Origin of the sequence: Variovorax ginsengisoli (genome assembly GCF_030486595.1) — a bacterium.
Lineage (GTDB): Bacteria > Pseudomonadota > Gammaproteobacteria > Burkholderiales > Burkholderiaceae_C > Variovorax > Variovorax ginsengisoli_B.
The window spans coordinates 96,126-108,545 of the sequence record NZ_JAUJZH010000028.1 but is presented as its reverse complement, the minus strand read 5'-3'; the positions used below and the strand labels follow the sequence as shown (position 1 = coordinate 108,545).

13 protein-coding genes are annotated in these 12,420 nt (G+C 70.2%); 5 read left to right on the top strand and 8 right to left on the bottom strand.

The features are described from left to right. Window positions 1–113: 113 nt before the first annotated feature. Window positions 114–1,238 carry a quinolinate synthase NadA gene (nadA, locus tag QZH52_RS29950; protein ID WP_301814593.1) on the bottom strand — a complete coding sequence of 375 codons (1,125 nt, stop codon included), beginning with the start codon at window positions 1,236–1,238 and terminating at the stop codon, window positions 114–116. Between the two features lie 3 nt (window positions 1,239–1,241). Continuing rightward, window positions 1,242–2,117 carry a carboxylating nicotinate-nucleotide diphosphorylase gene (nadC, locus tag QZH52_RS29945; protein WP_301814592.1) on the bottom strand — a complete coding sequence of 292 codons (876 nt, stop codon included), beginning with the start codon at window positions 2,115–2,117 and terminating at the stop codon, window positions 1,242–1,244. A 158-nt stretch (window positions 2,118–2,275) separates the two neighbouring features. On the opposite strand from nadC, the gene nadB reads away from it, so the two are divergent. From nadB to QZH52_RS29920, 5 genes are read left to right on the top strand one after another with little or no spacing between them, the layout of a single operon-like run. Continuing rightward, window positions 2,276–3,853, top strand: coding sequence for an L-aspartate oxidase (gene nadB, locus QZH52_RS29940; protein WP_301814591.1), 1,578 nt, complete (start codon window positions 2,276–2,278; stop codon window positions 3,851–3,853). A 47-nt stretch (window positions 3,854–3,900) separates the two neighbouring features. Next, entirely contained in the window at window positions 3,901–4,302 is a 402-nt protein-coding gene (gene panD, locus QZH52_RS29935; RefSeq protein ID WP_286525044.1) for an aspartate 1-decarboxylase, read from the top strand. Between the two features lie 10 nt (window positions 4,303–4,312). Continuing rightward, complete coding sequence (gene panB / locus QZH52_RS29930) at window positions 4,313–5,197, top strand: 3-methyl-2-oxobutanoate hydroxymethyltransferase (RefSeq protein WP_301814590.1); 885 nt, start codon at window positions 4,313–4,315, stop codon at window positions 5,195–5,197. An 11-nt stretch (window positions 5,198–5,208) separates the two neighbouring features. Further along, entirely contained in the window at window positions 5,209–6,045 is an 837-nt protein-coding gene (gene panC, locus QZH52_RS29925; protein WP_301814588.1) for a pantoate--beta-alanine ligase, read from the top strand. Beyond that, window positions 6,042–6,338 (top strand): hypothetical protein, encoded by a 297-nt coding sequence (locus QZH52_RS29920; RefSeq protein ID WP_301814587.1) that lies wholly within the window; start codon window positions 6,042–6,044, stop codon window positions 6,336–6,338. The genes panC and QZH52_RS29920 overlap by 4 nt, the downstream gene beginning before the upstream one ends. A 120-nt stretch (window positions 6,339–6,458) precedes the next feature. Here the strand turns inward: QZH52_RS29920 and QZH52_RS29915 are convergent, their stop codons facing one another. From QZH52_RS29915 to QZH52_RS29890, 6 genes are all read right to left on the bottom strand, one after another. Next, on the bottom strand, window positions 6,459–7,136 hold the full coding sequence (locus QZH52_RS29915; RefSeq protein ID WP_301814586.1) for a hypothetical protein: 678 nt from the start codon (window positions 7,134–7,136) through the stop codon (window positions 6,459–6,461). After that, a complete protein-coding gene (locus QZH52_RS29910; protein WP_301814585.1) occupies window positions 7,133–9,220 on the bottom strand; it encodes a PASTA domain-containing protein in 2,088 nt (695 codons plus the stop codon). The genes QZH52_RS29915 and QZH52_RS29910 overlap by 4 nt, the downstream gene beginning before the upstream one ends. Before the next feature lie 135 nt (window positions 9,221–9,355). Then, window positions 9,356–9,919, bottom strand: a complete 564-nt coding sequence (locus QZH52_RS29905; RefSeq protein ID WP_301814583.1) for an SRPBCC family protein — start codon at window positions 9,917–9,919, stop codon at window positions 9,356–9,358. Window positions 9,920–9,923: 4 nt separating this feature from the next. Next, on the bottom strand, window positions 9,924–10,463 hold the full coding sequence (locus QZH52_RS29900) for a tetratricopeptide repeat protein (protein ID WP_301814582.1): 540 nt from the start codon (window positions 10,461–10,463) through the stop codon (window positions 9,924–9,926). A gap of 28 nt (window positions 10,464–10,491) precedes the next feature. Next, the gene (locus QZH52_RS29895) at window positions 10,492–11,655 is read right to left on the bottom strand and encodes a TIGR03118 family protein (protein WP_301814581.1); all 1,164 of its coding nucleotides are present in this window, start codon (window positions 11,653–11,655) and stop codon (window positions 10,492–10,494) included. A gap of 69 nt (window positions 11,656–11,724) precedes the next feature. After that, the gene (locus tag QZH52_RS29890; protein WP_301814580.1) at window positions 11,725–12,420 is read right to left on the bottom strand and encodes a TorF family putative porin; all 696 of its coding nucleotides are present in this window, start codon (window positions 12,418–12,420) and stop codon (window positions 11,725–11,727) included.

Below are 12,420 nucleotides of genomic sequence, written 5' to 3'. Positions count from 1 at the left end.
CACGCTGTCCGCCCTTCGGGGTGCAGCGTTGTGGCTCGGCGCACCCACGGTGCGCAACCCACGGTAGTCCCGGAGACGGGCCGCCTCAACGGCTCAAGCCATTCTGTCTAGGCTCACACCGCGCCGATGCCCGCCACCAGGTGATCGACCGGCTGGCCGCCGCGCAGTGCGGCCGTGAAGGCCAGCATGCGGTCGATCGGCACCCTTGCCCGCCGTCCCAATGCCGGATCGACATGCACCTCGCCGGCTCCGGTCTCCAGCACCTGGGCCAGGCCGGCGAGGCCGTTCATCGCCATCCATGGGCAGTGGGCGCAGCTCTTGCACGTGGCCGAGTTGCCGGCCGTGGGCGCTTCGATGAAAGTCTTGCCCGGGTTCAGGGTGCGCAGCTTGTGCAGCATGCCGCTGTCGGTGGCGACGATGAACTCGCTGGCCTCCATGCGCTGCGCCGCGCTCAGGATGGCCGAGGTCGAACCCACCGCGTCCGCCAGCGCGATCACATCGGCCGGTGCCTCCGGATGCACCAGCACGCGGGCCCCGGGGTGCGCCTGCTTGAGCAGCTCGAGTTCGAGCGCCTTGAATTCGTCGTGCACGATGCAGGCGCCGCCCCAGCTCACCATGTCGGCGCCGGTCTCGCGGCGGATGTAGTCGCCCAGGTGCCGGTCGGGCGCCCACAGGATCTTCTGCCCCTGGGCCGTCAGCGCGCGCACCACGTCGAGCGCGCAACTCGAGGTCACGAGCCAGTCGGCGCGCGCCTTCACGGCGGCGCTGGTGTTGGCATAGACCACGACCGTGCGGTCGGGATGCAGCGCGCAGAAGCGGGCGAAGTCTTCTTCCGGGCAGCCGAGGTCGAGCGAACAGGTCGCGTCCAGGTCGGGCATCAGGATCCGCTTCTCGGGCGACAGGATCTTGGCGGTCTCGCCCATGAAGCGCACGCCCGAGACCACCAGCGTCCGCGCCGCATGGTCGCGGCCGAAGCGCGCCATCTCGAGCGAATCGCTCACCAGGCCGCCGGTCTCCTCGGCAAGGTCCTGCAGGTCGGGGTGGACGTAGTAGTGCGACACCATCACCGCATCGCGCTCGCGCAGCAGGCGGCGGATGCGTGCCTTCAAGGCCTCGCGCTCGGCCGGCCCGGGCTCAGGCGGCACGCGGGCCCAGGCATGGCGCGTGTCGCATGCCGTGCTGCCGTCGCCGGCGCCCAGCGGCTGCTCGTAGTCGACGTCGATCACCGAAAAGCTCATGGCTCAGGCCTCCTGGAATCGCATCGAGAAATCGACCGCCTTGACGTCCTTGGTCAAGGCACCGATGGAGATCCGGTCGACCCCGGTCTCGGCCAGGGCGCGCAAGCCCTCGAGCGTCACGCCGCCCGAGATCTCGAGCACGGCACGGGCATCGCCGGCAGCATCGTTGCGGCGCACCGCCTCGCGCAAGGTCGGCAGGTCCATGTTGTCCAGCAGCAGCATGCGGGCGCCGTTGGCCAGCGCCTCGTCGAGCTGGGCGAGCGTCTCGACCTCGATCTGCACGAACTTCGCACGGCCCGCGACGCGCGCCGCGGCACGCAGCGCCGCGCTCACGCCGCCCGCCGCGACGATGTGGTTCTCCTTGATCAGCACGGCGTCGTAGAGGCCGATGCGATGGTTGACGCCGCCGCCGGCGCGCACCGCGTACTTCTGCGCCAGCCGAAGGCCGGGCAGCGTCTTGCGGGTGTCGACGATCCGGGCCCGCGTGCCGCGCACGGCATCGACATGCAGCGCGGTCTTGGTTGCGACCGCACTCAGCAGCTGCAGGAAATTGAGCGCGGTGCGCTCGGCCGTGAGCAGCGCCCTGGCAGCGCCCGCGAGTTCGAGCACGACCTGGTCCGGCGCGCAGCGGGCGCCTTCTTCGACATGCCAGGTGATCCGCGCATCGGGGGCCAGATGCCGCACCACCGCCTCGACCCAGGGGATGCCGCACAGCACGGCGGACTCGCGGGCGACGACGCGCGCCACCGCGCGACGATCGGCATCGATCAGCGAGGCCGTGAGATCGCCGCCTCCCACGTCTTCATCGAGGGCCCGCAGTGCATCGGCGCGCACCACGGCGGCCCACTCGGCGGAAGAAAAATCGAGGGTACTGTCCATCTTCATCATCGGAAACGCGAGGCCGCGCACAAGCAGCGAATGGGCGCGATCGTAGCAGCGATGCCGACACCGGCCGGTGCGCGCAAATGCACGCAGGCGTAGCGCAAGAGTCGGTTATGGTTCGCCCCGTTCGACATCCGAAGCAAGAGTGACGACCTGTGATTTTTCATGAATTCGACGTGCTGATCGTCGGCAGCGGCCTGGCCGGACTCAGCACCGCACTGCACCTCGCAGCCACGCATCGCGTGGCCGTCATCACCAAGCGCGCGGTGGACGATGGCGCCAGCCAGTGGGCCCAGGGCGGCATCGCGGCGGTGCTCGCCGATGGCGACAGCGTGCAGTCGCATGTCGACGACACGCTGGTGGCGGGCGCGGGCCTCTGCGACCTGGCCGCCACGCGCTTCGTGGTCGAGCATGCACCCGAGGCCATCGCCTGGCTGCGCGGGCTCGGCGTGCCCTTCTCGCTCGAGGACGGCGCGCTGCACCTCACGCGCGAAGGCGGCCACAGCCAGCGCCGCATCGTCCATGCGGCCGACGCCACCGGCGCCGCGGTGCAGCGCACGCTGATCGAGCAGGTGAGGCGCACGCCCAACATCACGCTGTTCGAGCGGCACACGCTGGTCGACCTGATCACCGGCCGCAAGCTCGGGCTCGCCGACACCGGCTGCCAGGGCCTGCACGTGCTCGACGAGGCCACCGACGAGGTCCTCACCTTTCGCGCACCCCACACCGTGCTGGCCACGGGCGGTGCCGGCAAGGTCTACCTCTACACGAGCAATCCGGACACCGCCACCGGCGACGGCATCGCGGCGGCCTGGCGCGCGGGCTGCCGGGTCGCGAACATGGAGTTCATCCAGTTCCACCCGACCTGCCTGTACCACCCGGATGCCAAGTCCTTCCTGATCAGCGAAGCGGTGCGCGGCGAGGGCGGCCGGCTGCTGCTGCCGGACGGCACCCGCTTCATGCCCGCGCACGACGAACGCGCCGAGCTCGCCCCGCGCGACATCGTGGCGCGCGCCATCGACTTCGAGATGAAGAAGCACGGGCTCGACTGCGTGCACCTCGACATCTCGCACCAGAGCCCGGCCTTCCTGCAGGAGCATTTCCCGAACATCCTGGCGCGCTGCGCAGCGCTCGGCATCGACATCACGCGCTCGCCGATCCCGGTGGTGCCGGCCGCGCACTACACCTGCGGCGGCGTGCTTACCGACCTGGCCGGCCGCACCGACGTGCCCGGCCTCTACGCGATCGGCGAGACCGCCTGCACCGGCCTGCACGGCGCCAACCGGCTGGCCAGCAACTCGCTGGTCGAGTGCATGGTGTTCGCCCGCGCCGCCGCCGCGGCCATCGCCCAGGCACCCCGGCAGCCCCAGGCCGCGCTGCCGGCCTGGGACGACAGCCGCGTCACCGATGCCGACGAGACGGTGGTCATCTCGCACAACTGGGACGAGCTGCGCCGCTTCATGTGGGACTACGTCGGCATCGTGCGCACCAACAAGCGGCTCGAACGCGCGGCGCACCGCATCGCGCTGCTGCAAGGCGAGGTGCAGGAGTTCTACGGCAACTTCCACGTCACGCGCGACCTGCTCGAGCTGCGCAATCTGGTGCAGGTGGCGGACCTGATCGTGCGCTCGGCGCAGGCCCGGCGCGAAAGCCGCGGCCTGCACTTCAGCCGCGACTACCCGGCGCTCGCAGCACCCGCGGCGCCGACCATCCTCGTGCCGCCCGCGCTCTGACGCGGACGCCTTCGCCTTTTCGTCCACAGAGAAAGAGCTTTCGCATCATGTTCCGCACCCTGCTCAAGTCCAAGATCCACCGTGTCGCGGTCACCGACTGCGAACTGCACTACGAAGGCTCCTGCGCCATCGACGAAGACCTGCTCGACGCCGCCGGCCTGGCCGAGAACGAGCAGGTCCACATCTGGAACATCAACAACGGAGAACGCTTCGTGACCTATGCGATTCGCGGCCAGCGCGGCAGCGGCATCATCTCCGTCAACGGCTCGGCCGCGCGCCGGGCCTCGGTCGGCGACCTGATCATCATCGCCGCCTTCGGCCTGGTGCCCGAAGACCAGGTGGCCGGCCATCGGCCGAAGCTGGTGTTCGTCGACGGCGCCAACCGCATCAAGGAAGAGCGCGCCCACATCCCCGTGCAGGCCGCCTCCGGCGAGGCCGTCGCGGCCTGAGCGACCCGCAATGGCAAACCCTGCCGCCGCCGACGCGGCCATCCCCTACGGCACCCTGCCCCCGGCCTCGCCGCCGGCCACGCGCAAGCCGCTCAGCCTGCCTCGGCTGGCCGACATGCATGCGCGCGGCGAGAAGATCGTCATGCTGACCGCCTACGACGCCACCTTCGCCGCCGTGGCCGATGCCGCGGGTGTCGAATGCCTTTTGGTCGGCGACTCGCTGGGCATGGTCTGCCAGGGCCTCAACAGCACCGTGGGCGTGTCGCTGGACACCATGCGCTACCACACCGAAAGCGTCGAGCGCGGATTGCGCCGGGTCCAGGGCACGGCCTGGCTGATCGCCGACCTGCCTTTCGGCAGCTACCACGCGTCGCGCGAACAGGCGCTGCACAGCGCCGCCGTGCTGATGCAGGCCGGCGCCCACATGGTCAAGCTCGAAGGCGGCGGCTGGACCACCGACACCGTGCGCTTCCTGGTCGAGCGCGGCATTCCGGTCTGCGCCCACCTGGGCCTCACGCCGCAGACGGTGCATGCGCTCGGCGGCTACCGCGTGCAGGGCCGTGGCGGCGAGGCCGCGGCCCTGCTCAAGCAGCAGGCCCATGCGCTGCAGGATGCGGGCGCCGCGATGCTGGTGCTCGAGATGGTGCCCGCCGCGCTGGCCGCCGAACTCACGGCCGAACTCAAGCACTGCGCCACGATCGGCATCGGCGCCGGCCGCGGCACCGCGGGCCAGGTGCTGGTGATGCACGACATGCTGGGCGTCGGACTCGGCAAGCTGCCGAAGTTCGTGCGCAACTTCATGGCCGGTGCGCCCGGCATCGCCGAGGCCATGCAGGCCTATGTCCGCGCCGTCAAGGACGGCAGCTTTCCCGACGACTCACTCCACGCCTGGTAGGCGCACCGACCATGCACGTCATCCGCACCCTCCCCGAACTGCGCGACCACCTGGGCCGCTTCGAGCGCCCCGCCTTCGTCCCCACCATGGGCAACCTGCACGACGGCCACCTCGACCTCGTGCGGCAGGCCAGGCCGCGGGGCGACGTCACGGTCGCCAGCATCTTCGTGAACCGCCTGCAGTTCCTTCCGCACGAGGATTTCGACACCTACCCGCGCACCTGGGACAGCGACTGCGACAAGCTGCAGGCGGCCGGCTGCGACGTGCTGTTCGCGCCCGACGAGCGTACCCTCTACCCCGAACCCCAGACCTGCAAGGTGCACCCCGACGGCGCCTTGGCCGACATCCTCGAAGGCCATTTCCGCCCGGGCTTCTTCGTCGGCGTCTGCACGGTCGTCATGAAACTCTTCGCCTGCGTGCAGCCGCGCGTGGCCGTGTTCGGCAAGAAGGACTACCAGCAGTTGCTGGTCATCCGCCACATGGTGCGGCAGTTCGCCTTGCCGATCGAGATCGTGGGCAGCGAGACCCGGCGCGCCGACGACGGGCTCGCACTGTCTTCGCGCAACGGCTACCTCGACCAGGCCGCGCGCACCGAAGCCGTGCAGCTGTCGCTCGCGCTGAAGGCCATGGCCGCGGCTGTGCAGGCGGGCGAGCGCGACTTCGCCGCGATCGAGGCGCGCGCGATGCAATCGCTGAGCGCACGGGGCTGGCAGCCCGACTACATGGTGCTGCGCCGGCGCGCCGACCTGCAGGCACCCACCGAAGCCGAGCCACTGGTGGCGCTGGCGGCGGCGCGATTGGGAAGCACCCGGCTGATCGACAACCTGGAGATCCCGCAAGCAGCTTGACCGGAAAGGTCTTCACGACCAAAGGGGAGATTCGCGACAAGTTCAGGAATGGCGTCCGCGCGGTCGAACTGCTTCGGGAGCGCTCGACCGCCGCCGACGCCGACGCCTTCCACGAGGCGGCGCAGGCATGCCGCAAGATGGAGTCGGAGCTGGGGCACGGGGACTTCGTGGCGCGCGTTCGCCGCGCTGCTCGATGTTTCATCGAGCCACGGTGCGGGCGCAATGATCGACCTCAACGCGATCTCGCCGACCTCGAGGTTGGCCGTCAGCCGTTCGCGACCTCAACCAATTGAATCTGCGTTGTTGTATTGCGACATGGCATGGAGCCAGTCATTGCGCGTCGAATGACAGCTTCATTCGCTGCCGACTGCGACTCATTGCATTGGCAATCTGAATATACAGTCCCAGACTCTTCAGGCAATGATCGGGACGCCATGACTGACGAGTGGCGCGACCGATTGCGACATCGCCGGCAATTCGGGCGACGCCAGTGCTGCAGGCACGGCCGCCGGCATCGGCACCGGTGCCGCGAACTTGTAGGCGCGGGCGATCTTGATCTCGCGCTTGAAGGCCGCCACCTCCTCCCCGGCGCACTTCAGGCTGATGTTGCCGCTCGGGTTGCCCAGCTTCAACGCGCTGATGCGGCCATCGTTCAGTTCGATCTGCACCGATTCGAAGCTCAACTTCAGCGACAACGCGAGCTTGACGTCGCACCAGTCGACGCCGGTCACATTGAGCACCAGCCTCGGCTCCATACTGGCTTCGATCTCGTGCTTGAGCAGCGCCACCGTCTGCGCCTTCGGCGGCGGGCCGCGGCTGGCGTCGATCGCCTTGCGCACCTCGCGCACCTGCGCCCAGGCCTTGGCCATCAGCGCGAAGGGGTCGGGAGAAAACGCCTTCTCGATTTCCTTCTCGAGGTCTGCCGTCGCCCAGTCGGCCACTGTCTTTCCGAGGATGGAAGCGCCCTTGGCATCGACGTTGCCCACGCTCAGGGCCGCCAGGCGGCGCACCTCCTTCACGCCTTCGCCGGTGTCGACCACCGCGAGCAACCGGTGCAGGGCCTGATCGCTTTTCAGTTCGACAACGCTCATTTCGATTCTCCAGCCAGTGGTTGCAGGCCTCGCAGGCACACGAGCGGCTCGCCGCCCGCCACGCGCCAGCCCATGCGCGACTCGCGATCGCGCGCGTCGCCATCGACCCCGCCCAGGTGCAGGCTGAGCGCCGGCGCAATGTCGGGCGCGAGCCGCCAATACAGCGTCGGTGCTGGTGGCGGCGGCGGCACCGGGGTCGGCCGCCACCGGAACCACCGGCGGCCGCCCCAGCCCAGCCCGCCGATGCTCGACACCAGCATCGTCAGCAGCGCCGGCGTGGACCACCATGGCGGCTCCGCGAGCACTTCGATCAGCGTGCCTTGGTCGACCGGCTTGTCGAAGCTCGGCTGCGACGTGACCACCGGTTGCCCCAGCGTCACCGGCAGCAGGCTGTCGACCTTGCATCGGAACGCGATGCCCTCGTCGCGCGCCTTCTGCACGGCGCTTTCGCAGGTCTGGCCGACGACGGCCGGCACCACGACCAGCCGCATGGTCGCCAGCGCCACTTCACTGTTCTCGCGCACGAAGGTACCCGCTGCCGGCGTCTGCGAGCGCACTTCGCGCTCCGGGTCGCGATCCTTGTCGCGATCCTCCGGGTCGGGCTTGGGGAGCAGGCCTGCCTGCCGCAGCGTCGCCATGGCCGCGGGCAGCCTCTTCAGCAGCACGTCCGGCACCACGACCTCGACATGGGTGGACAGCGCGACGGCGGTGTCGGCCGCGGCGCGCCCGCCCGCCGGCGGCTGCTGATGGTCGATCTTGCGCGCGTCGGGGCGGTCGGCATGGTCCGGCTTGTCAGTGAGCCCCGCGCCCTGGAGCCGGACCTTCGCATCCGACAGCCACAGCCCGACCACCGCGGGCACCTTCACGAAGCGCAGCGTCGCCAGCTCGACCGCGCTGTGAGGCGGCGCCTCGCTGCCCGCCGCCGGGCGCTGCGTGCGCACGTCGCGATCGCCATCGCTGCCGTCGGGGCGACCCTGCAGCATGGCGCCGTCGAGCGCGGCCAGCGCTTTCCCGAGTCCGAGGCCGACGACGTTCGGGACCTGCACCGCCTTGGCGACCGCCACCTGCACCGGTTGCGGCGAAGCGAGCACGGCGCCGGCCCTCGGCAGCTGCTCGAAGACCTTGTGCAAGGGCTGCGAGGCGCCTGCGAATCGCGGCTCGCAACCGAAGGCATCGAAGCCATGGGCACGCGCGCTGGCACGCGCCGCATCGCAGTCGAGGCCGTCGAGCATCGGCACGGTCAAGGCCAGCGTCAGGCTCACGCTGCTGCCCGGCAGCGCCGCAGCGCCAGCTTGCGGCGACTGGTTCGCCACCTGCCGGCCGATGCTCGCGGCCGGCCCGGACATCGACGCCCTCAGGTTGCGCTGAGCCACTGCAGCCGCGGCCTGGGCCTCGGGCATGCCGACGACGTTCGGCACCAGCACCTGCACCGGTTGCTGCCGCGCCTGCACCGGACGCTGCTCGTTCAAGATGGTGCCGGGCCCCGGCGACTGGCTGTAGATGCGGCCGGAAGGCAGCGTGCCGGGGCCGGCGACCACCTCGCACTGGAACTGCATCAGCCCCGCGTTCATGACCGCCTGGCGCGCGCCGATGCAGTCCTGGCCGGCCAGGTCCGGCACCCGGTAGCGAGGCACCTGCACCGGCGGGTCGGGCGTGCGCGGAGCGGGGCGATCAGGCGCCGGCTGCCGAGGCGGGCTGGCGGGATCCGGCGTCCTTGCGTGCCCGGCGGCGGCAGCGGCGGCAGCAGCGGCAGCGGCCTCCGCCAGGGCCCTGAAGCGGTCCCGGTCCGAAGGACGCTGCGGCGGCGCCTGGGCCGCAGGCGGGGCTGCGTCAGACGTCCCCGGTGTCGATTTCGGTGTCGGTGTCGGCGTCGGTACCCGTGCCCGGGTGGCGCCCTGCGCCGGGACTTGCGTCATCGCTTCGGTCGGCGCTTGCGCCGGCACCCGCTTCTGCAGCAGCTTCGAGCGATCGATCGGCTGCACCGGTGCGTCTTGCGCCCACGATGCGCCCATGCCCAACGCGAGCCACACCAGGGCCTGGGCCAGGGCGTTGGCGGGCGATCGGCCTGACGGGCGTTCGCGCATGGAGCACCTCCTCGACCGCACGCACGGAGTGCATGCAGGAGGATGGTCCCAGCCAGCGCAGTGGCTGTCCATTGGCCATTCGGCGCATCGGGCTCCGCCGGACGGCCATCATCACAACTGAGGGGCTCGACCGGGCTACTGCGCCTTCTCCGCATCGCGGCGCACGATCTCCTCGACCATGGCCCGGAACTGATCCGCGAGCACGTTGCGCACCACCATCTTGCCGATCACCGGCGGGACCGCGAAGTCGGGCACCAGCCGGCCCGAATAGCTCAGCCGCACCGTGCCGGTGGGCATGATCGCCACCGTGTAGCGGCCTTCCATGTCCCTCAGGTTGCCGCCGACCGCATGCGCCACGACCGACTGCGGCGGCACTTCGACCACCGCCAGCCGCGCCTGCACCGGCTGGCTGAACCACAGGAAGCCGAACTCCCCCGTCTGCTCGACGATGACGTGGTCGGCGGCGCGCCACACCACGCGCGAGCTGCGCATGTACGGAATGAACTCGGCGAGATGGTCGTAGTCGGTGATCACGCTCCACACCGTGCGCGGGTCCACCCGCATCTCGGCCGACGCCGTCACGGTGATCGACTCGCCCTGGCCGTTGGTCTCGATCGCGACCTGCTGCGCGCCGGCCGCGGCGAGCATGCACAGCGCCCCGGCGAGCAGCAGCACCCTGGCGGCGGCATGCGGCTTCAAGGCGTCACGATCCCGACTGCGCACGTTGCTGGCTGCGGTACTTCGCGATCTCCGCCTTCAGGTCGGTGTACTCCTCGCACGGAAAGAAGCAGAGCGAATCGAGCACCTTCAACTCCTGCTCGGCCCGGCCGAGGTCGCCCATCTGCAGGTAGGCTTCGCCGAGGTATTCGTGCGCGCCGCGGTGCTTCGGGTTGATCTTCAGCGCCTTGTCGTAGTCGCTCAGCGCCAGGTCCATGTTGCCCAGCTTGCGGTGCGCGTGGCCGAGTTCGTTCCAGGCATCGGCGTCGCCCGGCGCGCGCAGCACGTAGACCGTCATGTGGGCCACGACCTGCTGCCAGTCCTCCTTCTTGACGGCCGTCATGCCGGCCCTGAAGTCGGGATCGGGATTGACTTGCTCGCTGGTTCCCGGTCCACCGCCGCCGCCTCCTCCTCCACCACCACCGCCGCCACCACCGCCGCCTCCACCCCCTCCCCCAGCCGCGAGCGCGGACAGGCTGAAGGCCAGCGAGGCGACGGAAACGAAGACTGTCATTGCGCGTTTCATGGTGAGTTGCTCCTTCATGGCCCAGGCCTCAGCGGATGTCGATGCGCCCGTAGACGCCATGGATTCCTCCGCCGGGGCCCGCGGCGAAGAAAAGCGTGCTCGTCGGCTGGTTGCCGATGCCGTTGCCGAACGCGATCCCGTGCAGTCCGTCGATGGCGATCGGGTTGCCGTCCGCCATCGACATTGTGCCCAGCAGGACACCGGTCGAGGTGTCGAATGCGTTGATCCTTCCGTCGCCCACGTTGGCCACCAGCAAGGCGTTGCCGAAGGTGCCGAAGGCGGCCGGCGCCATGGCCATGCCCCACGGTGCGTCGAGCGCGCCGCCGGGCGACACCAGCCGCTTGACCAGGTTGCCGGCCGTGTCGAAGGCATCGATGGCGCCCTGACCGGCGCCCGTGACAGCAACGCCCGTCTGCGCGCCCTGCCGGGCATAGCTCACATAGACCTGGTCGCCGATCGCCTGGACGCCGTAGGGCGCATAGCCGGCCGGCAAGGCCTGGTCGACGAAGCTGCCCGCGCCGCCGACCTTGTTGAATGCCGCGTCGAACATGTCGACCGTCGCATTCCGGAAATCCGCCGCGTACAGGAAGTCCGACGCGCCCCGGCTGGCGAGCGCCAGCCCCGTGTAGACCGCCCCGGCGTTGCCGCCGTCGAAGGCCGTGATGGCATGGGTCTGATCGACGCCGGGCGACCAGCCCGACAGCGTGCCGCCGAGGCCGGCGAAGATGAAGGCACTGGCGCCGGACATGCCGTTGGCCGTGACCATGAAGTCCGAATGGCCGTTGAAGACGATGCCGGTCGGCCTGGCGCTGCCCGCAGTGCCGGGCGGGATCGACACCACCAGAGACTGCGGCACGCCGGCGCCGTCGTACAGCGTCGAGGTCGAGGTGGACCGGTTCGCCACCCAGACGAAGGCCCGCGGGTTGAAGACCACGCCCCATGCGTCGACCAGGGTCGGATCGGCGTTGGCGTTCGCATACAGCGTGTTCGCGACCGGCAGGTCGGACACCAGGTTGGTCGCGACGAAGCCCTTGTCCATGACGGCCGCGCCGCCGCCGGCAGGGGCAGCGGCAGGCGAGGCGATGACCGACGCCATGCCGCCGGAATAGCCACCGCCGCCACCGCAGGCGGCCACCACGATCGCGCTCGCACAAGCGACTCCGTACAACTTCAGGCGGCAGGTGCTGGTCATGTTGCGTTTCCTTTCGGGCTGGGCTCGGTGTATTCCGCGCGCGAGCCCGAAGGTTCATCGGTCCGCAGTTCAGAAGGCGAACGAGGCGCTCAACACCAGCGTGCTGTTCGCCGCGTGTCCGTAGGCGGTCGGGTAGACGCTGCTGCGGCCGCCGGCGACCCAGTCGATCCGCACCTCCCACGCATCGCGCGAGACCGCGAGCCCGATGCTGCAGTCCAGGTCGGCCCGTCCGTCTTCGGCGGGCACGCCGCCGACCCGCACCAGGGCGCCCGCATGGGCCGTCGCGCGCACCAGGGCCGAGAGGGGAACGCCGACGTTGAACTCGGCATAGGCGGTGCGCATGCCGCGCCCGAAGTAGTCGGGCGCGTAGTGCAGCCGCATGTTCCAGCGCTCGCCGTTCAGCCCGGCGAAGGCTTCGCCGTAGTCGTAGCGCGAATCGACGCTGAAGTGGACGCCGGTCGCGCCCGCCTCCCAGCCCAGGCGCTCCGACAGCCGGCCCGCATAGCCGGCGTAGCCGAGCAGTTGCACCTGGCGCCGGTCGTACGGGCCCAGGGCCACGCCGGTGAGTGAGGCACCGCCGAACCAGCCGCTCGGATGGTCGTAGGTGGCGCTCAGCTGGTAGGTCGGCCGGTCGTCGCTGAGCGAGACGCCCCGCCAGCGATAGTCCGACAGCAGCGCGATACTGCCGCCGGCCTGCGCCAGGGCGACGCCGCAGGCGAGGAAGAGCGAGGGGCCGAACGCGACACGCAGACCGGCGGCCGGCAT

Excerpts from the sequence above, each read along its gene's own strand:
- nadA (WP_301814593.1), bottom strand. The coding sequence starts at position 1,238 with ATGAGCTTTTCGGTGATCGACGTCGACTACGAGCAGCCGCTGGGCGCC.
- nadC (WP_301814592.1), bottom strand. The coding sequence starts at position 2,117 with ATGGACAGTACCCTCGATTTTTCTTCCGCCGAGTGGGCCGCCGTGGTG.
- panD (WP_286525044.1), top strand. The coding sequence starts at position 3,901 with ATGTTCCGCACCCTGCTCAAGTCCAAGATCCACCGTGTCGCGGTCACC.
- panB (WP_301814590.1), top strand. The coding sequence starts at position 4,313 with ATGGCAAACCCTGCCGCCGCCGACGCGGCCATCCCCTACGGCACCCTG.
- panC (WP_301814588.1), top strand. The coding sequence starts at position 5,209 with ATGCACGTCATCCGCACCCTCCCCGAACTGCGCGACCACCTGGGCCGC.
- QZH52_RS29915 (WP_301814586.1), bottom strand. The coding sequence starts at position 7,136 with ATGAGCGTTGTCGAACTGAAAAGCGATCAGGCCCTGCACCGGTTGCTC.
- QZH52_RS29910 (WP_301814585.1), bottom strand. The coding sequence starts at position 9,220 with ATGCGCGAACGCCCGTCAGGCCGATCGCCCGCCAACGCCCTGGCCCAG.
- QZH52_RS29900 (WP_301814582.1), bottom strand. The coding sequence starts at position 10,463 with ATGAAACGCGCAATGACAGTCTTCGTTTCCGTCGCCTCGCTGGCCTTC.
- QZH52_RS29895 (WP_301814581.1), bottom strand. The coding sequence starts at position 11,655 with ATGACCAGCACCTGCCGCCTGAAGTTGTACGGAGTCGCTTGTGCGAGC.
- QZH52_RS29890 (WP_301814580.1), bottom strand. The coding sequence starts at position 12,420 with ATGCCGGCCGCCGGTCTGCGTGTCGCGTTCGGCCCCTCGCTCTTCCTC.